The organism is Stappia sp. MMSF_3263 (assembly GCF_030733745.1).
GTDB lineage: Bacteria > Pseudomonadota > Alphaproteobacteria > Rhizobiales > Stappiaceae > Stappia.
The window spans coordinates 220,957-240,319 of the sequence record NZ_JASHIK010000003.1 but is presented as its reverse complement, the minus strand read 5'-3'; the positions used below and the strand labels follow the sequence as shown (position 1 = coordinate 240,319).

Here is a 19,363-nt window from a genome sequence, read left to right as displayed (position 1 = left end):
CCTTCGCGGACAACCGACTGCAAGCCTGGGAGGAGACAACCGATGAAACTCGCAGTGCCCCGCGAGAGCGAGGCAGGAGAAACACGCGTCGCCGCGACGCCCGACACCGTGAAGCGGTTCATCGCTCTCGGCTTCGAGGTCACGGTCGAGAAGGGCGCGGGAACCCTGTCGCGCATCGTCGATGCCGAATACGAGGCTGCCGGCGCCAAGATCGCCGCCAATGCCAAGGCGGCCCTGTCCGGCGCCGACATGGTGCTCAAAGTGCGCCGCCCGTCGACGGCCGAGCTCGCCCTGATCAACAAGGGCGCGATCGTCATCGCCACCATGGATCCGCACGGCCACGAGGATGCGGTCAAGGCCATGGGCGAGGCCGGCGTCGCCGCCTTCGCCATGGAGTTCATGCCGCGCATCACCCGTGCCCAGGTCATGGACGTGCTCTCCTCGCAGGCCAATCTCGCCGGCTACCAGGCCGTCATCGACGGCGCGGCCGAGTATGACCGCGCCATGCCGATGATGATGACCGCCGCCGGTACGGTTCCCGCTGCCCGCGTCTTCGTCATGGGCGCCGGTGTCGCCGGTCTCCAGGCGATCGCCACCGCCCGCCGCCTCGGCGCCGTGGTCAGCGCCACCGACGTGCGCCCCGCCGCCAAGGAACAGGTCGAATCTCTCGGCGCCAAGTTCATCGCCGTCGAGGACGACGAGTTCAAGCAGGCCGAGACCGCCGGCGGCTATGCCAAGGAAATGTCGGACGAGTACAAGAAGAAGCAGGCCGAGCTGGTAGCCTCCCACATTGCCAAGCAGGACATCGTCATCACCACCGCGCTGATCCCCGGACGCCCCGCGCCGAAGCTGATCAGCAAGGAGATGGTCGCGGCGATGAAGCCGGGCTCCGTCATCGTCGACCTGGCGGTCGAGCGCGGCGGCAATGTCGAGGGCGCCGTCCCGGGCAAGATCGCCAAGGTCGGCGACGTGCGCATCGTCGGTCATCTCAACGTGCCCGGGCGGATCGCCGCCTCGACCTCGGCACTCTACGCGAAGAACCTGTTCGCCTTCGCCGAGACCCTGGTCGACAAGGACGCCAAGGCCATCGCCGTCAACTGGGAGGACGAACTGGTCAAGGCGACCGTTCTGACCCGTGACGGCCAGGTGGTGCATCCGGCCTTCGCGCCGGCAGCCGGATAAAGGGGGACGCGATGTCGGAACTCAACGCAACCGAAACGCTCGAGCGCGCCCGCGCGGCCGCGGAAGCGGCCCGTGACGCCGCCGACACGGCCCAGGCGGCGGCCGATGCCGCACAGGGCTATGCCGACCAGCTCGCCGGCGGCATGGGCGACAGTCTCGCCCACGCGGCCTCCGCCGCCACCGGCGGGGCGATCGATCCCTTCGTCTTCCAGTTCGCCATCTTCGTGCTGGCGATCTTCGTCGGCTATTACGTGGTCTGGTCGGTGACGCCGGCCCTGCACACGCCGCTGATGTCGGTCACCAACGCCATCTCGAGCGTCATCGTCGTCGGCGCGCTCCTGGCCGTCGGCGCCGATCTGGCGGCGGAGGGCGCCGGCTACGCGCGCGGCTTCGGCTTCCTTGCCCTCGTCATGGCGAGCGTCAACATCTTTGGCGGCTTCCTCGTCACCCAGCGCATGCTCGCCATGTACAAGAAAAAGCAGAAATAGGAGGCCGGACACATGCTTTCCGCCAATGTCACGGCCGTCCTCTATATGGTTTCGGCCGTTCTCTTCATCCTGGCGCTGCGCGGGCTTTCCAGCCCGGAAACCTCCCGCCAGGGCAATTTCTACGGCATGACCGGCATGGGCATCGCCATCGTCACGACGCTGCTGGTCGCCGCTCCCGGCGGCAGCGGGTTGCTGATGATCGTCGGCGGCCTCGCGATCGGCGGCGGCATCGGCGCCGTCACCGCCAAGCGGGTGCCGATGACCGCCATGCCGCAGCTCGTCGCCGCCTTCCACTCGCTGGTCGGCATGGCGGCGGTGATGGTCGCCGCCGGCGCGCTCTACGCGCCGCAGGCCTTCGGCCTCGGCGAGGTCGGGCAGATCCACGGCGCCAGCCTTGTGGAAATGTCGCTCGGCGTCGCCATCGGCGCGATCACCTTCACTGGCTCGGTCATCGCCTTCGCCAAGCTCGACGGACGCATGTCCGGCGCGCCGATCATGCTGCCCATGCGCCACGTCATCAATGGCGGCCTGGCCGCCCTGATCGTGCTGCTGATCATCGTCTTCGTCGCAACCGAGAGCCACACGGTCTTCTGGCTGATCGTCATCCTGTCGCTCGTCTTCGGCGGCCTGATCATCATCCCGATCGGCGGCGCCGACATGCCTGTCGTCGTGTCGATGCTCAACTCCTATTCGGGTTGGGCGGCGGCCGGCATCGGCTTCACGCTCGGCAACATGGCGCTGATCGTCGTCGGCGCGCTGGTCGGCTCGTCCGGCGCGATCCTGTCCTACATCATGTGCAAGGGCATGAACCGCTCCTTCATCTCCGTCATTCTCGGCGGCTTCGGCGGCGAAACCGCGGCGGCCGGCGGCGGTGGCGCGGAGGAGCGTCCGGTCAAGCAGGGTTCGGCCGAGGATGCCGCCTTCATCATGAAGAACGCCAGCAAGGTCATCATCGTGCCGGGCTACGGCATGGCGGTGGCGCAGGCGCAGCACGCGCTGCGCGAGCTTGCTGACGTTCTCAAGGAGGAAGGCGTCGAGGTCAAATACGCCATCCATCCGGTCGCCGGCCGCATGCCGGGCCACATGAACGTGCTCCTGGCCGAAGCGCAGGTGCCCTATGACGAGGTGTTCGAGCTGGAGGACATCAACTCGGAGTTCGCCCAGGCCGACGTCGTCTACGTCATCGGCGCCAACGACGTCACCAACCCGGCCGCCCGCGACGACCCGCAGTCGCCGATCTACGGCATGCCGATCCTCGACGTCGACAAGGCCGGCACCGTCCTCTTCGTCAAGCGCGGCATGGGCTCCGGCTATGCCGGCATCCAGAACGAGCTGTTCTTCCTCGACAAGACGATGATGCTGTTCGGCGACGCCAAGAAGATGACCGAGGGCATCGTCAAGGCGATCTGACCGCGGTCGTCCCATCGCTGAAAACAAAAAAGCGGCGCCCCCGCTTTTCGTTTGATCCGCAAGGCCGGGGGAACACGGCTCAGGCGTCGTTGGCAGGTCCCGCCATGCCCAGCGCATGCATGTAAAGGTCGAGGATCGCGTCCTCCTCCTCGCGCTCGTGCGGCTGCTTCTTGCGAAGCGAGATCACCTTGCGCAGGATCTTCACGTCGAAGCCGGTGCCCTTGGCCTCCGCATAGACATCCTTGATGTCGTCGGAAATGACCTTCTTCTCTTCCTCGAGCCGCTCGATGCGCTCGACAAAAGCGCGCAGCTGATCGCCGGCGACGCCGCCTGGATCGGACATTATCGTGTTCTCCTCAACTGGGGTCAGGACGGGGTGGTGGGACATCGCGACGCGCGCGGGGCGCATCGCAGATCTGGTCGGTGTTTTCCTTGCGCGGAAACGCGCCGGCTTGCAAGCGCTGTGAACGAAAAAAGAACATCATTCACAGGCGCCAGCCGTTTTCCGGTTCATGCGTGGGGCTTCGCCGTCTCGAAGGCGGCCTTCTGCTCGGCGCTCGCCTCGCTCTGGTGGGCGGCCTTCCATTCGTCATAGGGCATGCCGTAGACGATCTCGCGCGCGGCTTCCTTGTCGAGGTCGAGGCCGCGCGCGTCTGCCGCGTCCTTGTACCAGTTCGACAGGCAGTTCCGGCAGAAACCGGCAAGGTTCATCATGTCGATGTTCTGCACGTCCGTGCGCTTGCGCAGATGCGAGACCAGCCGGCGAAACGCCGCCGCCTCCAGTTCCGTCCGGGTCGCCTCGTCCAGTTCGGCCATGTCGTTTCTCCCTCGTCTTGACCGGCGGCGATACGCCTGTTCCGGTCCGTCGAATCTGTCTCACTCGCAGCGAGATCCGTAATGACGTATCTCGCCCAGCGCCTCGCCGCTCGCCAGGATGCGCGCCAGCACCGGCACCAGCCGTTCCGCCCAGGCCGTCACCCCGACCCGGTCCGCGATCAGGTCCTGCCGTACCTCCAGCAGCGCATGGGCAAGGCCGCGCACCGTACCATGGCGATACATGCAGTCATTCTTCAAGGCTCCGTCATAGGGCTCGTTGTCGCCCACGACCAGATCCGCGTCTTCCCGCAAGGCCGCAAGCAGGGGCAGGGCGAAACGCGGGTCCGTGTCCCACAGCACCCCCGCATGCCAGGGACGCGGCACCCCGCGCCACACCGCCGTGTAGCTGTGGATCGACAGTATGGCGGGCGGATGGCCGGCGGCGATGGCCGCGTCGATCTCGGCCGCGACCGCCTCGTGGTAGGGCCGGTGGTAGGTCGCCAGCCGGTGCGCCCGCTCGGCCGCGTCATGGTTCGCATTGCCCGGCACCACCGCACCGTCGGACAGCCGCATCACCAGCGTCGGGTCGTCCTCTCCCCGGTTCGGGTCGATCAGGAGCCGCGAGTAGGTGGTCAGCAGCGCCGGCACGCCGAAAGCCTGCGCCAGCATCAGTGTCAGCTCCCGCACGCCGATGTCATAGGCGATGTGGCGGCGGAACTCGCTGTCGGGAAGACCGAGCGAGCCGTAGCGGGCGGGCAACGCGTTGCTGGCATGGTCGCACAACAGGAGCAGGCCCTTCGACCGGTCGCCGGCGACCCGCTCGAACGGCGTCACGTCGGGCGAAGGCGAGGCAGGCAGCGGCGAAATCGGCAAGGGCGAAGTCGGGCTGGTTTCGGTCATCTTGACACCGCAGGTGGGGCATGGCGGAAGCGCACCGGCAACGACGCGGCGCGGTTCGTCTGTCCACCACATCCGCACGCGCCTTTCAACCGCATATTGATCGCGCCCGGAGATATCATCTATCAGGGATTTGAAAGAGACACGGGCGTCCCCTGACCTTAGTCTGCGTAGCTTCCAGGCTGCCCTGCCCCGGGCCGCCCGGTTTCGTATGGCCCGAAAGACCCTTTCCGCATGACCACCGCCGCGTCTCCCCTTGCCTCGCCGGACCGGCGCATGCTCGTTGCCCTTGTCGCGCTGGTTGCCGGCGCCATCGCCATGGGCGTCTCGCCCGTCTTCGTCCGACATGCCGATGTAGGGCCCTTCGCCAGCGCCTTCTGGCGCGCCGCGCTGGCGTTGCCGGTTCTTGCCGTGTGGGCCCGGCTGGAACGTCGCGGCGACGCCCCGCCGCCGCGCTGGAACCGGGCAACGATCGCCGCCGGCGTCCTTTTTGCCGGCGATCTCTTCTTCTGGCACCTGGCGATCATGAACACGACGGCGGCCAACGCCACCTTGCTGGCGACCCTTGCCCCGTTCTGGGTGATGCTCGCCTCCGGCGCGCTGCTCAAGGAGCCGGTCACCCGGGCCATGGCGCTTGGCCTTGCCGTGTGCCTGTCCGGCGCGGCCATGCTGGTCGGCAGCAGTTTCGCCCTCGCCCCCGAGCGGCTCGACGGCGACTTCTACGGCCTCGTCACTTCGCTCTTCTTCGGCAGCTATTTCATCGCCATGCGCTTCGCCCGCCGCGGTGTTGCCGGCATGACGCCGGGCCTGCTTGTCTACCGCAGTTCTCTGGTGACCGCCGCCGTGCTCCTCGTCGCGGCGCTGGCGCTGGAGGAGACGCTCTTCCCGTCATCGCTGAAAGGCATCGCCATGCTGGTGGCGCTCGGCGTCTTCAGCCACGCCGCGGGCCAGGGCCTGCTTGCCTATGCGCTCGGCACACTGTCGGCGGGGTTTTCCGCTCTCGTCATCTTCCTGGAGGCGGTGGCGGCAGCCACCATGGGTTATCTTTTCCTCGGCGAGAACGTCAGCCTCGCCCAGGCGGCCGGCGGGGCGGTGATCCTCGCCGGCATCTATATCGCCCGCCCCCGGTCCAATGCCGGGGTCGCGGTAAGCAGCCCGGCCCGGAGCGATCCGGCCAGGGACGGCACGATCAAGAACAGCCCGGCGCCGGAAGCCGGCGACACCTGACATGGAAGGATCCGCGATGACCGACGCCGCTGCCCTGCGGGGCACCCTGGCAGACATGTTCACGGCGGCCGTCGATGCCGCGCGCGCGGAAACCTGCCTGCCCGCGCGCCTGCCGAAGCCCGTCGATGGCGGCCGCATCCTGCTGCTGGCCGCCGGCAAGGCGGGCGGCGCGATGATCGAGGTCGCCGAACGCGTCTACATGGAGCGCGACGGGCTCGGCCCGGACCGGCTGCGCGGCCTCTGCGTCACCCGGCACGGCTATGCCCGCCCGACCTCGATGATCGAAACCGTCGAGGCCGGCCATCCGGTGCCCGACCAGGCCGGCATCGACGCCACCCGGCGCACCCTCGACCTCGTCGCCGGCGCGGCGCCGCAGGACCACGTCGTCGTGCTCCTGTCCGGCGGCGGCTCCGCCAACTGGATCGCCCCGGTCGATGGCGTGTCGCTCGCCGACAAGCAGGCCGTGACCCGCACCCTGCTGCGCTCGGGCGCCACCATCGACGAGATCAACACGGTGCGCCGCCACCTGTCCCGGATCAAGGGCGGCCGGCTGGCGGCGGCCCGGCCCGCCGGCGTCGCCATGACGACGCTGGCCGTCTCCGACGTGCCGCGCGACGATGCGGTCGCCATCGCCTCCGGCCCGACCCTGCCGGACCCCACGACCCTTGCCGATGCTCGCGCCCTCGTTGCCCGCTATGCGCCCGGCGCCCCGGCCGCGATCCATGCGGCCCTTGCCGACCCCGCCAACGAGACACCGAAGCCGGGCGATCCGCTGTTCGAGGGAACCCGGTTCGAAATCGTCGCGCGGCCGGCCCTGTCGCTGGAGGCCGCAAGCGCGGTCGCCCGGGCACGCGGTTTCGAGCCGGTCCTCTTGGGCGACAGTCTCGAGGGCGAGGCGCGCGAGGTCGCCGCGAATCACGCGCGGCTGGCGCGGCAACTTGCGGGCGAGGGTCGCCGGGCGGTGCTGCTGTCGGGCGGCGAACTCACCGTCACGATCAGCGGCGATGGGCGCGGCGGTCCGAACCAGGAATACGCGCTGGCCCTCGCCATCGCGCTTGACGGGGCGCCCGGAATCGCTGCACTGGCTGGCGATACCGACGGCACCGATGGCGGGTCCGGTTCGGCCGACGATCCCGCCGGAGCCTTCGTCGATCCTGGAACACTTGGTCGCGCCCGGGCGGCGGGTCATGATGCCGCCGCATTTCTGGCGAGAAACGACAGCACGGGCTTCTTCGATCATCTCGGCGATCTGCTGAGACCGGGGCCCACCTATACCAACGTCAACGACTTCAGAGCCGTCATCATTGACAAGCCGGAAGGCTGTCGGCCATAAGATGACGCGCATGGTCGTGGCACGAGTAATCGAATGATGACAAAAGCCGAAAGGCAACGGCGCACCACGGCGACACGCATGGTCCGATGGGGTTTGACACCAGGCGGCGTCGCAGCGCTTGCAACACTCATGCTCGGCCTGTTCACGGCAAGCCCGGCTCAGGCTGAACTGCGCCTGTGCAACAAGACGGAAAGCCAGGTGGGCGTCGCGATCGGATATCGCGAGGATTCATCCTGGGTGACCGAGGGCTGGTGGAACCTTCCGGCGAATTCGTGCGAGACGCTCGTCGCCGGTTCGCTGGTGTCACGCTTCTATTACATCTATGCGGTGGATTACGATCAGTTCGGGGAATGGGGCGGCCGCGCCTTCATGTGCACCCGCGAGAAGGAATTCACCATTGCCGGCATCGAGGACTGCGTTGCGCGCGGTTTCGAACGAACCGGATTTTTCGAGATCGACACGGGTGAGCAGAGCAGCTGGACCGTCCAGCTGACAGAGCCCGTTCAAGGGGGGACAGGCGGACAATGAAGCGTGACAGGCGGGTCAAGATTCTGGCCACACTCGGGCCATCCTCCTCGGATCCGCAAACGATCGAAAAGCTTTACACCGCCGGCGCCGACGTCTTCCGCATCAACATGAGCCACACCGACCACCCGCGCCTGCACGCGCTGGTGGAGACGATTCGCGGCGTCGAGGCGAAGCTCGGCCGACCGATCGGCATCCTTGCCGACCTGCAGGGTCCCAAGCTGCGCGTCGGCACCTTCGCCGATGATTCGGTCATGCTCGAGAACGGCGCGCGCTTCACCCTCGACAGCGACACCGCGCCCGGCAGCACGGCGCGCGTGCACCTGCCGCATCGTGAAATTCTCGAGGCGCTTGAGCCCGATCACCGGCTGCTGCTCGACGACGGCAAGATCCGGCTGCGCGTCACCAGCTGCACGAAGACCAGCGCCGAGACCGTGGTCGAGGTCGGCGGCAAGCTGTCGAACCGCAAGGGCGTCAGCGTTCCCGACACCGAGATCCCCGTCGGCGCCCTGACGCCGAAGGACCGCAAGGATCTCGACGCGGCGCTCGAGGCCAATGTCGACTGGATCGCGCTGTCCTTCATCCAGCGCCCCGACGACCTGGCCGAGGTGCGCAAGATCACCCGCGGCAAGGCCGGCATTCTCGCCAAGATCGAGAAGCCCCAGGCGATCGAGCGGCTCTCCGAGATCATCGACCTGTCCGACGCGCTGATGGTGGCGCGCGGCGATCTCGGCGTCGAGATGCCGCTCGAGCAGGTCCCCGGCCTGCAGAAGCAGATCGTGCGTGCCTGCCGCCGCGCCGGCAAGCCTGTCGTCGTCGCAACCCAGATGCTGGAATCGATGATCACCGCGCCGGTTCCCACCCGCGCCGAGGTCTCCGACGTCGCCACCGCCGTCTTCGAGGGCGCCGATGCGGTCATGCTGTCGGCCGAATCGGCCGCCGGCCAGTTCCCGGTCGAGGCGGTCGCCACGATGGACCGGATCGCGCGCCAGGTGGAACGCGATCCCAACTATCGCGGCATCATCCACGCACAGCGCCAGGATCCGGAGCCGACCGGCGCCGATGCGATCGCCGCCGCCGCGCGCCAGATCGCCGAGACGCTGAACCTGGCCGCCGTGGTCTGCTACACGACCTCCGGCGCCACGGGCCTGCGTGCCGCGCGCGAGCGTCCCTCCGTACCGGTGATCGTGATTTCGCCGGTGCTTGCCACCGCCCGCCGCCTGTCCCTCGCATGGGGCCTGCATTGCGTCGTCTCGGACGACGCCCGCGACGAGAACGACATGGTCGACCGCGCCTGCCAGATTTCCTTCCAGGAGGAGTTGGCACGCCCCGGGCAGCGCATCATCACCACCGCCGGCGTTCCCTTCGGCACGCCCGGCTCGACCAACATGCTGCGCATCGCCTTTGTCGGCAGCGACGGACGCGGCGGTCTCTGACGCGTACCGCGCGATGACGGGATGACTTTCAGGAAAGGCAGGCCTCAGGGCCTGCCTTTTTCCATCGTGCCGACGCCGGCGCTTTCTCCTGCGGCTTCCCGCGCCGCGCCCTGTCCCCACACCTGCGACGCCAGCGCCTCGATCTCGGCAACGACCCGTGCCTTGCGCGTGTGATGCGGCATGTGGCCGGCTCCCGCCAGCGTCACCAGACGCGCCCCGGGAAGGTCGCGCACCAGTCCCGCCGAATGGATGTCCGGATAGACCACCGTGTCCTTGTCGCCGGTGATCACCACCGCCGGCTGGGCGATGCGCGGATAATCAGAAACCGCTGCGGCGACCTCGCCCTTCAGCAGCGCCACGTCGCGCGCATTGGCGTGGAACGTCGCCGGCCGCAGCAGCAGGTCGAGCCCGATCGCATCCGCATACCCCTCCGGCGCCGTCTCGGGGGAAAACACGCTGCCGATTGCCCGCGGCGCCACCTGCCCGGCCACCACCGGCGCCAGCGTGTGGGAGAACAGCGGTCCGAACACCGGCGCCGCGGCCGCGTCGTAATACCAGTCGACGCCGCCCGGCCAGGGATGGGTGGCCGGCGCGATGAACACCAGTCCCTCGATCAGGTCGGGTCGCAGCAGCGCCATCTGCGCCACCACCGCCCCGCCCCAGGAATGCCCGACGGCGACGGCCTGCCGCACCTCCAGCGCGTCGAGCAGCCCGCCGATCAGCCTTGCCTGCACGGCTGGGCGATGCGCGTCCTGCGGGCCGCGCTCGGAATGGCCATGCCCGGGCCGATCGACGAAGATCAGCCTGTAGCGCCCCGCAAGCGCCTCCTCGAAGGCAAACCGGGTGTCGCGCAGGTTGCCGCTCGCCCCATGCACAAAGACCAGTGTCGGGGCCTCCCTGCCCCCTGACGGCGGCATCCGCTCGACATGATGCAGACGCACGCCCTCGACGGTGGTGAAGGTTCCGTTCGGCGGATAGCGGGCCTCCGCCGCCTCGCCGTTGCGCAGCGCGATCAGCGCCAGCGCCGCAAGAAGCAGCAACGGGACGAGCAGGATGGCGATTGTCACTGTGGTCATGCGGCTTGGAATGACGGTCCCCGGAGGCTCTGTCCACCCGTGCCGCCCGTGCTGGATGCCCGGGCGAGGCCGGATTGAAGGTGATCGCCCTGAGCGCCCCGGAACCCGGCGGCGTCAGATCGGAGACCCGGCCGCCTTCGCCGCCAGGTCGTCCACCGCTTTACGCGCGTTCTCGCTGATCGGATGTATCTTCAGCACCTGGCGGAAGGTTTCCAGCGCCTCGTCGTCGCGCCCGATGCGGCGCAGGATGATGCCGAGTCCCGACATCGCTCCCCAATGCCTCGGCTCGATCGCCAGGACCCGCTCGATATCCACCATCGCCCGACCGAAATCCTCGCGCAGGTAATTGACCGTCGCTCGGCGGTTCCAGCCTTCCGCGTAGTCGGGCGCAAGCCGCACCACCACGTCGAGGAGATCGAGCGCCAGCGGCAGGTTCTTGGCCTTCATCGCGCTGCCGGCCCGCGACATCAGCAGGTCGACGGTGGCGCTGCCCGAGGTCGACCAGATGCGCTGGATGCGCGACACGATCGGCTTTGCCTGGTCCTCGCTGGTGACCCCGGCAAGATCGGCGAAGAGGGTGTCGAGCTCGCTCGTTCCCTCCTGCTCCTCGGTGATGGCCGGCGCCGGACCGGACGGCGCCTCGAGCTCCGTCGTCGGCGTGTCGAGATCGTCCACCGACGGCGGCAGCGCCTCCGGCGGCAGGACGTCGGGCGCACCTTGCGCGCTGGCGGAAGCAACGACCGCGGGAGCGGTCGCCACGCCGGCGGCGACAAGGACGATCAGGGCGGCAGACAATAGAAAACGCATCCGGTGAGTATGGCTCACCGGATGCGATCGTCAATGGGATCGGCAAAATCAGAAAGCATTGCCCCGGCGCGGCAAGCGCGCCGTGCGGCCGGCCTTCGTCAGCCCTGGCGGGCCTTGAAGCGCGGAGCCTTCTTGTTGATGATGTAGACGCGGCCCTTGCGGCGAACCATGCGGTTGTCGCGGTGACGGCCCATCAGCGCCTTCAGAGAGTTCTTGATCTTCATTGTCTCGTCTCCGTCAACGGTGCCACGTTGGCGGCGGCATCCTGCATGTTGCGCTGGCGCGAGGCGCCCGCCGTTTCAACCTCGAAAGACGGCTTCAGCCGCTTTCACGTCGCCCGTCGGGTTCCTGTTCCGTGTCCCGGCGCGCCGGCCTCAGGCCGCGCTCCCGTTTCCCGCAACATCGCCACCGGTCCGGTGGCGGCCCTCGCTGGGCTTTTCCGCCTGCCCGGAACGTCCGGAACAAGCGGCAAGAATGGTGGGCGTGACAGGGATTGAACCTGTGACCCCTACGATGTCAACGTAGTGCTCTCCCGCTGAGCTACACGCCCGAACCTTGAAAAACCGGCGGTGATCCGCCGCGAAGTCCGGTACCAACACCATCTGTCTGGCATGGTGGCAAGCGATATAGCGGGCTTCGAAAGACGGTGCAAGCCCTGTTCTGAAACTTCTTTGCCCGATCCCGGAAGAACCGCACAAGCGGTGGAAAACACGGCCCTTGCGAGGGGCGGATGCACCCGAACCGGGCGCGGCGCCCGTCAGGCGGCGAGCATGCGCTCGACTTCAAGCACCAGGTCCTTCAGGTGGAACGGCTTGGACAGCACCTTGGCGTCCTTGGGCGCCTGCGAATCCGGGTTGAGCGCGACGGCGGCAAAGCCCGTGATGAACATGACCTTGAGGTCGGGGTCGAGTTGCGTGGCGCGCCGCGCCAGTTCGATCCCGTCCATTTCCGGCATGACGATATCGGTCAGCAGCAGCGAGAACGGCTCTTCGCGCAGACGCTCATAGGCACTCTTGCCGTTGTCGAAGGAGACGACATCGTAACCGGCCTTCTGCAGCGCCTTGGCAAGGAACCGGCGCATGTCATTGTCGTCTTCCGCAAGTAGGATTCGTGTCATCTCGTCTTGTCCATCCCGCCCAGGGCGGCGTCCCGTGTGCTGTGCCCGGTCACGCCGGCCCGGCGATGCTTGCCATATCCCGTTTTGGCACATTCCCTTCGACGGTTATAAGGCCGAAAGGCGGTAAACATCCAGTGAAAGCGACGATCGGTCCGCGGGCGCCCCGCGTTACCCACCGGGCATGTGGACATTAACCGCGATTCGGGGACTAATAGGGAATTCGTGCAAGCGCACGACAGTCGGGACATTCGGAGAAGGCGGATCATGCAGGTCGTCAGCGGGTTCGAGGACATGGAAGCCTTCGAAGTCCTGCATCCCGCCGAGCAACACGTTCCCTTCGTGTTCAACTCGCCCCATTCGGGCCGGCACTATCCCGAAGCGTTCCTGAACGCCTCGCGCCTCGACCGCCTCGCCATCCGCAGGTCCGAGGACGCCTTCGTCGACGAGCTGTTTTCCGGCGTCACCGGGCTTGGCGCACCGCTCCTGCGGGCCTGCTTCCCGCGCGCCTATCTGGACGTCAACCGCGAGCCCTACGAACTCGATCCGAAGATGTACGAGGACCGCCTGCCCGCCTATGCCAACAGCCGGTCGATCCGGGTCGCCGGAGGCCTCGGCACCATCGCCCGTGTCGTCGGGGAGGCCCAGGAGATCTATCGCGGGCGCATGTCGGTGCGCGAGGCGCTCGACCGCATCGAGACGATCTACAAGCCCTATCACCTCACCCTGCGCCGGCTGCTTGCCAGAACCCATGTGAATTTCGGCTATGCGGTGCTGGTCGACTGCCATTCGATGCCCTCGACGATCCGCAGCAGCGACAACGGGCCGCGCCCCGATTTCATCCTGGGCGATCGCTACGGCACCAGTTGCGCGCTTGCCCTGGTCGACCGGGCGACGGAGATCCTGCGCGACATGGGCTACACCGTTGCGCGCAACAAGCCCTATGCCGGCGGCTTCATCACCGAGCATTACGGCCGCCCTGCCAAGGGCTTGCATGCGCTGCAGGTGGAGATCAACCGCAGCCTCTACATGGACGAGGCGCGCACCGACCGCAATTCCGGCTTCGAGGCGTTCGCCGCCGACCTTGCCCGCTTCAACGAGGCGCTGGTCGCCCTGCCCGACGCCGGCCTGATCCCCGACGCGCTTGCCGCCGAATAGCGGGGCCGCCGGGCGAATTTCCCGGCATCCAGCACGACGCCAACAGGAGAGCGGAGAATCCAAGAAAAAAGGGCCGCACTCTTGCGAGGCGGCCCGAGTCTAGGGAGGAAACGCCCAAGGAGGGCGGCGCGATCTGGCAAGCCATATCGCACTGCAACAAGTTTCCATCGCGGCGCACAAAAGTCAATATCGAAATTCGATTCTCGCGGTAAATTCGGCTGTATATTTTTGGAAAACTCATATATTTCAATGAGATAATCTTTACTAAATCTCCTTGATAAAATTGCCCTTGGGCGGATTTCCGCTCGACTTCGCCGCGCCGCGCTGCTTAAAAAGAGGCTCGATCAGGCAGTTGCCGCTTTTCGCGCCACATCCGCACTCTTGCCAAGCCCGCCACGCCGCGACGCGCGCCATCCCCCGAAGCTGTACGACGCGGCAAACCGGCAGGATCCGAAGGAACCGTTCCCGATGCTCGAAACCGAAGACCTTGCCGCGTTCGCCGACCGGCTCTGCACCGCCTCGGCGGAGGCGATCCTGCCGCATTTCCGCACCGACCTTTCGGTAGGCAACAAGGAACAGGGCGGTTTCGATCCTGTCACCATCGCCGACCGGGCCGGCGAAACGGCGATCCGCGAACTGATCGAGGCGGACTATCCCCATCACGGCATCCTTGGCGAGGAACACGGCAATGTGCGCCTCGATGCCGAGCACGTATGGGTTCTCGATCCTATCGACGGCACCCGCGCCTTCATCTGCGGGCTGCCCACCTGGGGCACCCTGATCGGGCTGAACAGGCATGGCGAGCCGGTCTTCGGCGTCATGGACCAACCCTATGTCGGCGAACGCTTTTATGGCGATCGCCGCTCGGCCTGGCTGTCGCGCGGCGGCAGCCGCCGCGAGCTGAAGACGCGCGGTTGCGCCAGCCTGTCCGACGCGATCATCTGCACCACCCATCCGGGCCTGTTCCAGGGTGCCGAGCGCGACGTCTACCTGGAAATCGAGCGTACGGTGCGCACCGCCCGTTACGGCACCGACTGCTACGGCTACTGCATGCTGGCCAGCGGCCAGGTCGACCTCGTCATCGAGACCGGGCTGCAGCCCTATGACATCGTCGCCCTGGCGCCGATCATCGAGGGGGCCGGCGGCGTGGTCACCAACTGGAACGGCGGTTCGCCGGCCAAAGGCGGACAGATCCTCGCCACCGGCGATCGCCGCCTGCACGACAAGGTGCTGGCGATGCTCGCCGGAGCCGCTGTCTGAAGCGTGAGGAAGCACGACCGGCAATCTCGTCACACGGTGGCGCGGGCGTCCCCTTGCGATGGTCATGAGCGTCCGGTCGGCAAGACCGGATGCAACGGTCCTGGCGGTGCACGATGACACAGGACACGCGGATCGAACTTGGCCTTGACGAATTGCGTGCGGTCGCCGCTTACGCGGTCGCCTGCACGCGCCTGGTTCTTCCGGTCTTCGAAGCCCGCGAGCCGGCCGACATGCGTCCGGGCGCGGCGGTTGAAGCGGCTTGGGCATTCGCGAATGGCGCCAGGCGGAGCAGGCTGCTGCGCGAGTGCGCCTGGGCGGCGCTGCGGTCAGCCAGGGAGGTCACCGATACGGGCGGGATCGCCGCCGGCGAGGTGGCCCGTGCAGCCGCAGCCGCGGCCGGCGCGGCTTACCTGCACCCCCTCGCCGATCCGAACCAGGTCAAACACATTCTCGGATCCGCCGCCCATGCCGCACACGCGATCGAACTGTCGGGTGAAGGAGAGGCAGACGGCGATTTGGCGGCGCTCCGGGACCTGGCGACACCCCTCTTGGCAAGCGTGCTGCGCCGCTATCCCGCCGCCCCGCCCGGAGGTGGCCGCGTTGGAGAATTGATGCGCGAGCTGGATCGCGCCGTTCGCGGGCCGGTGCCGAGGGAAGATCCCACGTCCTAGGGTCAGGACCCTAGGACGACGGAACAGCCGGCTCGGAGCGTCCCGGCCGTCCGGCGACCGGCCCGTCCCCGACAAAGGCGTCGAACGCGGCCAGGAACTGGTCGCGATAAAGATCGTCCTCCATCAGCAGCTCGTGGCGCGCGCCGGCGATCTCCAGGAAGCGTGCGGAGCGCGTCTGGCGGGCGAAGCGCTCGGCAGCGCGCGTGGACACGATCCCGTCGCCGGTCGAGGCGACGATGAGCACCGGCAGCGACATGGACGGGCCGAAGTCCGGCGCCATGAAGCGGTTCATCGTACGGCAGGCCGAGGCCAGCCAGTCGATCGTCGGCGCCCCGATTTCCAGATGCGGATAGGCCGACAGGACGGCTTCGTTGCGGTGAAACCGCGCCGCATCCGACGTCAGCGGGTTGGTTTCGAACGTCATCTCCAGCTTTTCCTTGCCGCCGGGCACGAATGCCTGGCCGAGGCCGAAGGCCGACAGCGTGCTTGCCAACGGGCAGATGACCTTTTGCGGCAGCTTTCCACCGATCCTGCCGAGCCCGATCAGCGGCGCCGACAGCACGGCCCGCTCGACCTGGGTCCTGAGGCGTCCGGCCGCCAGCAGCGCGATGGCCCCGCCAGTCGAATGGGCAAGCAGGTGATGCGGCCCCGGCATGCAGGCGAGCGACACCTCGCGCATCACATGTTCGAGATCCGTGACATAATCGGAAAAATCGTCGACATGGCCGCGACGGGGGTTCGACAGCAGCCGCTGCGATCCGCCCTGCCCGCGCCAGTCGAACGTCACCACGGCGAAGCCGCGCGCCCTCAGATCGCTGATCGTCTCGAAATACTTCTCGATGAATTCGGCGCGGCCCTGCAGCAGCGTCACCGTGCCCCTCAGGGGGCCCCGGTCCGGCATCCAGCGTGCGGTGCGCAGGCGGACGCCGTCGCGTGTGGTCACGCTCGCGCAGATGCCGCCTGCCGGGATCGGGTTTTCCGGATGATCGAAAAGGTCCATGGCCAAGGCGCTTTCGTCCTGAGGACGTCGGCGCGTCCACCCTGATCGTTGCAAGCGGCCCGTGGAGCCGGGCCAGCCTCCGGGACCGACCGGTCCGGCCGAAACCGGAAGCTCCCGTTTCTCTTACAGGAGCGGGACCGCCGGCTCAACTCCGGCGGCCCGTTCTTGCTGGCGGAAAGATGGCTGTCGCGGGGAGCCTTACCAGCGGCCCCAGCCACCATGACCCCGACCGCCGCGACCACCCCAGCCGACGACCGTGCGTCCGACCACCCGGCCCGAATAGGCATCGACCACGAGGCGCTGCGGCACGCCGCGGCGGCCATGCGCACGGACGACATAAACATCGCCGCGCGGGCGCAGGTTCCCGATCCGCTTGTAGCCCTGGCGATGCAGGCGGCGGGCGATCTGGCGCGGGCCAAGGCGGTGGGCACGGTAGCCCGGGCCGCGGCGATGGCCGACGAGCTGGATTTCCACGGAGGCGGAGGCCGGCGTCGCGGCGGGGGTCTTGCCGGCACGCGCATCGAGCGCCTGGGCGCCGGAGATGGAAAGAACGAAGCCGAGAGCGGCGGCGGCGAAAAGCGAGGTCCTCATCGGTCTGTCTCCTGGTTGGGCGCATCGGCGCCGTTTCGACATCCCGACAATGCGACAGCTCCCGTGAACCGAACCGGAAGGCCCCGTTCACCCGCCGTTCATCTGCAGGATCGCTGCCGCTCCCTCCCCCATCCGGCATCTCCGCAATGGCCGGGCGCCGCCGTTTCGCCGCCATCGGCGCCCCTCTTGACGGCGCCTTCGGGCATCCCCATCTCAGGTCTGCGGGCGCCGCTACCGGGCCCGCGCACGGGTCGTCCCCCTGGCCATGACGGCAGGATCCGGACGATCGAACCCATCACCTGTTGCTCAGTGAGAGGACAATACGATGCGTCATCTTGATTTCAGCCCGCTCTACCGTTCCACCGTCGGCTTCGACCGGCTGCTCTCCATGCTCGACACTTCCTCTTCCCAGGACACGCCGAGCTATCCGCCCTACAACATCGAGCGCACCGGCGAGAATGCCTATCGCATCTCCATGGCGGTCGCCGGTTTCGGCGAGAGTGACCTCACAATCGAGGCCAAGGAGCACGTGCTCACCATCAAGGGCGAGCGCAACCAGGAAGCCGAGACCGGCGAGGTGCTTTATCGCGGCATCGCCGCCCGCGCCTTCGAGCGCCGCTTCCAGCTCGCCGACCATGTCGAGGTCAAGGGCGCCAGCCTGAGGAACGGCCTTCTGCATATCGATCTCGTGCGCGAGATTCCCGAGGCGATGAAGCCGCGCAAGATCGAGATCGGCGTGAGCTCCGGGGAGAGCCGCCAGATCGAGGCGACGGTCAACTGACCGACTGCCCGCCCGGCGCGGATCGCGCCACCTGGAAATGACGAAGCCGGCCGGGTTCTCCCGGCCGGCTTTTTGTTGAAGTGACCTTGGCCGCTCAGCCGCCGGCGATCTCCACGAACCGGTCGACATCGGCCTCGGGCGTCGCGAAGGACGTGACGAGGCGCACGGCAACGCGTCCCTCGCCCTCGCCCGCTTCCGGCCATTCGTAGAACGCCGCACCCGCCTCGCGCAGCCGCGCGATGGTGGCAAGGTCGAGCAGCGGAAACACCTCGTTGGCCTCGGTCGGATAGGCGAGCCCGTGGCCGGCCGCCACCAGCCCCTCCGACAGGCGCCGCGCCATTTCGTTGGCGTGGCGGGCAAGGTCCAGCCAGTGGCCGCCCTCGAAATAGCCGTCGAACTGGGCGGCGACGAAACGCGACTTGGAAAAAAGGTGCCCGGCCCGCGCCCGCAGGGTCGCCAGGTCGCGCAGGCGGTCCGGGTTGAACACCACCATGGCCTCGGCGCACCAGCAGCCGTTCTTGGTGGCGCCGAAGGAGAGGATGTCGATGCCCGCCTTCCAGGTCGTCTCCGCCGGCGTGCAGCCCAGATGCGCCAGCGCGTTGGCAAAGCGCGCGCCGTCCATGTGGCAGACCATGCCGCGCGCCTTCGCCGCCTCCGTCAGCGCCGCGACCTCGGCGGGCGTGTAGACCGTACCGCATTCGCTCGCCTGGGTCAGGCTCAGCGCCACTGGCACGCCGAACCGGCTGCCCTCGGGATATTTTCCGATCTCTGTCGCAAGGTCGCCGGCCGAGATCTTGCCCTTGGCCGTGGCCACCGGAACCATCTTCATGCCGTGCGAGAAGAACTCCGTCGCCCCCCACTCGTCGCAATGGATATGCGCGGTGGTGCTGGTCATGACCAGCCCGGCCGGCCGGGCGCAGCCGGCCATGGCGAGCGCGTTGGCGCCCGTCCCCGTCGCGGTGAACAGCACCGTGACGTCATGTTCGAAGATGTCGCGAAAGCGCGACGTGACGCGCTCGGTGAGCGGATCGGTGCCATAGGCTGGCGCCGATCCGGTGTTGTGGCGGATCATCGCATCGATCACCGGCTGCGATGCCCCCGCCCAATTGTCGCTGGCGAATATCATCTGCCGATCTAGGACGAGGACGGCCACGCATGCAAGATGCCGCAGGCCTTGCCGCTGCCGCCGGCACGGCGGCGCCGGTGTCGGTCGGCGCGGCCCTTTGACACATTCTTGCTCGCGACAGCCGCGCCGCGTTGCGATAATGACAAAAGCCCCCGTGCCCGGCGCAAGAAATAGTTGCCGGGCCTTGCGCAAGCCGCTTGCTCCCCCCCGGGAAATCTGGCATTGTGCGCCTCCGCCAGATAGGACAGGAATACTGTCCCTTTTGGCGAAACGCCGAAACGTGGCCGGGGCTGGCCGCGCTGTGCCGGCGCCCCGGCTCCGCCGTATCGGGCGGGACGGACGGCTGAACACCGGCCGCGGCATGTGTTAAAAGAGCCCTGGAACCTGCGGGTCGACGGCCCGGCGAAAGCCGGACGCAAAACCGCGAGGCAGGCGACAGGGACCGGCCGATGACGGCCGGCAGGT

At 67.6% G+C, this 19,363-nt stretch carries 21 protein-coding genes and 1 tRNA gene; 11 read left to right on the top strand and 11 right to left on the bottom strand.

All coding sequences use genetic code 11. From position 1 onward, the window contains the following. Positions 1-42 precede the first annotated feature (42 nt). Genes RBB46_RS05725 through RBB46_RS05715 form a run of 3 tightly spaced genes read left to right on the top strand, consistent with a single transcriptional unit; the run spans position 43 to position 3,080 of the window. Complete coding sequence (locus RBB46_RS05725) at positions 43-1,182, top strand: Re/Si-specific NAD(P)(+) transhydrogenase subunit alpha (protein WP_306027934.1); 1,140 nt, start codon at positions 43-45, stop codon at positions 1,180-1,182. Positions 1,183-1,193: 11 nt separating this feature from the next. Then, complete coding sequence (locus RBB46_RS05720; RefSeq protein WP_306027933.1) at positions 1,194-1,670, top strand: NAD(P) transhydrogenase subunit alpha; 477 nt, start codon at positions 1,194-1,196, stop codon at positions 1,668-1,670. Between the two features lie 12 nt (positions 1,671-1,682). After that, entirely contained in the window at positions 1,683-3,080 is a 1,398-nt protein-coding gene (locus tag RBB46_RS05715; RefSeq protein WP_306027932.1) for an NAD(P)(+) transhydrogenase (Re/Si-specific) subunit beta, read from the top strand. A gap of 79 nt (positions 3,081-3,159) precedes the next feature. Here the strand turns inward: RBB46_RS05715 and RBB46_RS05710 are convergent, their stop codons facing one another. From RBB46_RS05710 to RBB46_RS05700, 3 genes are all read right to left on the bottom strand, one after another. Then, entirely contained in the window at positions 3,160-3,423 is a 264-nt protein-coding gene (locus RBB46_RS05710) for a DUF2312 domain-containing protein (protein ID WP_306027931.1), read from the bottom strand. A gap of 167 nt (positions 3,424-3,590) precedes the next feature. Continuing rightward, positions 3,591-3,896, bottom strand: coding sequence for a DUF1244 domain-containing protein (locus RBB46_RS05705; RefSeq protein WP_306027930.1), 306 nt, complete (start codon positions 3,894-3,896; stop codon positions 3,591-3,593). A gap of 60 nt (positions 3,897-3,956) precedes the next feature. Beyond that, positions 3,957-4,796, bottom strand: coding sequence for an N-formylglutamate amidohydrolase (locus RBB46_RS05700; RefSeq protein WP_306027929.1), 840 nt, complete (start codon positions 4,794-4,796; stop codon positions 3,957-3,959). Between the two features lie 231 nt (positions 4,797-5,027). On the opposite strand from RBB46_RS05700, the gene RBB46_RS05695 reads away from it, so the two are divergent. Genes RBB46_RS05695 through pyk form a run of 4 tightly spaced genes read left to right on the top strand, consistent with a single transcriptional unit; the run spans position 5,028 to position 9,314 of the window. Further along, the gene (locus RBB46_RS05695; RefSeq protein WP_306027928.1) at positions 5,028-6,020 is read left to right on the top strand and encodes a DMT family transporter; all 993 of its coding nucleotides are present in this window, start codon (positions 5,028-5,030) and stop codon (positions 6,018-6,020) included. Positions 6,021-6,036: 16 nt separating this feature from the next. Next, positions 6,037-7,353, top strand: coding sequence for a glycerate kinase (locus RBB46_RS05690; protein ID WP_306027927.1), 1,317 nt, complete (start codon positions 6,037-6,039; stop codon positions 7,351-7,353). 36 nt (positions 7,354-7,389) lie between these two features. Beyond that, positions 7,390-7,881 (top strand): DUF1036 domain-containing protein, encoded by a 492-nt coding sequence (locus tag RBB46_RS05685; RefSeq protein ID WP_306027926.1) that lies wholly within the window; start codon positions 7,390-7,392, stop codon positions 7,879-7,881. Beyond that, a complete protein-coding gene (pyk, locus tag RBB46_RS05680; RefSeq protein WP_306027925.1) occupies positions 7,878-9,314 on the top strand; it encodes a pyruvate kinase in 1,437 nt (478 codons plus the stop codon). The genes RBB46_RS05685 and pyk overlap by 4 nt, the downstream gene beginning before the upstream one ends. A 44-nt stretch (positions 9,315-9,358) precedes the next feature. On the opposite strand, the gene RBB46_RS05675 is transcribed toward pyk, so the two are convergent. From RBB46_RS05675 to cpdR, 5 genes are all read right to left on the bottom strand, one after another. Next, a complete protein-coding gene (locus RBB46_RS05675) occupies positions 9,359-10,390 on the bottom strand; it encodes an alpha/beta fold hydrolase (RefSeq protein WP_306027924.1) in 1,032 nt (343 codons plus the stop codon). A 114-nt stretch (positions 10,391-10,504) separates the two neighbouring features. After that, positions 10,505-11,185 carry a tetratricopeptide repeat protein gene (locus RBB46_RS05670; protein WP_306027923.1) on the bottom strand — a complete coding sequence of 227 codons (681 nt, stop codon included), beginning with the start codon at positions 11,183-11,185 and terminating at the stop codon, positions 10,505-10,507. 110 nt (positions 11,186-11,295) lie between these two features. After that, positions 11,296-11,421: a type B 50S ribosomal protein L36 gene (ykgO, locus tag RBB46_RS05665; RefSeq protein ID WP_029059454.1), complete on the bottom strand. Its 126-nt coding sequence runs from the start codon at positions 11,419-11,421 to the stop codon at positions 11,296-11,298. A 251-nt stretch (positions 11,422-11,672) separates the two neighbouring features. Continuing rightward, a tRNA-Val gene (locus tag RBB46_RS05660) sits at positions 11,673-11,747 on the bottom strand. Between the two features lie 207 nt (positions 11,748-11,954). Beyond that, positions 11,955-12,314, bottom strand: a complete 360-nt coding sequence (gene cpdR / locus RBB46_RS05655) for a cell cycle two-component system response regulator CpdR (protein ID WP_067218617.1) — start codon at positions 12,312-12,314, stop codon at positions 11,955-11,957. Between the two features lie 264 nt (positions 12,315-12,578). On the opposite strand from cpdR, the gene RBB46_RS05650 reads away from it, so the two are divergent. The 3 genes from RBB46_RS05650 (at position 12,579) to RBB46_RS05640 (ending at position 15,400) form a co-directional block, all read left to right on the top strand. Further along, positions 12,579-13,469, top strand: coding sequence for an N-formylglutamate amidohydrolase (locus tag RBB46_RS05650; protein ID WP_306027922.1), 891 nt, complete (start codon positions 12,579-12,581; stop codon positions 13,467-13,469). Between the two features lie 468 nt (positions 13,470-13,937). Next, entirely contained in the window at positions 13,938-14,729 is a 792-nt protein-coding gene (gene hisN, locus RBB46_RS05645) for a histidinol-phosphatase (RefSeq protein WP_306027921.1), read from the top strand. Between the two features lie 113 nt (positions 14,730-14,842). After that, positions 14,843-15,400 (top strand): putative immunity protein, encoded by a 558-nt coding sequence (locus tag RBB46_RS05640; RefSeq protein WP_306027920.1) that lies wholly within the window; start codon positions 14,843-14,845, stop codon positions 15,398-15,400. A gap of 10 nt (positions 15,401-15,410) precedes the next feature. On the opposite strand, the gene RBB46_RS05635 is transcribed toward RBB46_RS05640, so the two are convergent. Beyond that, positions 15,411-16,400: an alpha/beta hydrolase gene (locus RBB46_RS05635; protein ID WP_306027919.1), complete on the bottom strand. Its 990-nt coding sequence runs from the start codon at positions 16,398-16,400 to the stop codon at positions 15,411-15,413. Between the two features lie 198 nt (positions 16,401-16,598). Next, positions 16,599-16,991: a hypothetical protein gene (locus RBB46_RS05630; RefSeq protein ID WP_306027918.1), complete on the bottom strand. Its 393-nt coding sequence runs from the start codon at positions 16,989-16,991 to the stop codon at positions 16,599-16,601. A gap of 325 nt (positions 16,992-17,316) precedes the next feature. On the opposite strand from RBB46_RS05630, the gene RBB46_RS05625 reads away from it, so the two are divergent. Continuing rightward, positions 17,317-17,772: an Hsp20 family protein gene (locus RBB46_RS05625; protein ID WP_306027917.1), complete on the top strand. Its 456-nt coding sequence runs from the start codon at positions 17,317-17,319 to the stop codon at positions 17,770-17,772. Positions 17,773-17,866: 94 nt separating this feature from the next. Here the strand turns inward: RBB46_RS05625 and RBB46_RS05620 are convergent, their stop codons facing one another. Beyond that, the gene (locus RBB46_RS05620; protein WP_306027916.1) at positions 17,867-18,898 is read right to left on the bottom strand and encodes a low specificity L-threonine aldolase; all 1,032 of its coding nucleotides are present in this window, start codon (positions 18,896-18,898) and stop codon (positions 17,867-17,869) included. Between the last annotated feature and the right edge of the window lie 465 nt (positions 18,899-19,363).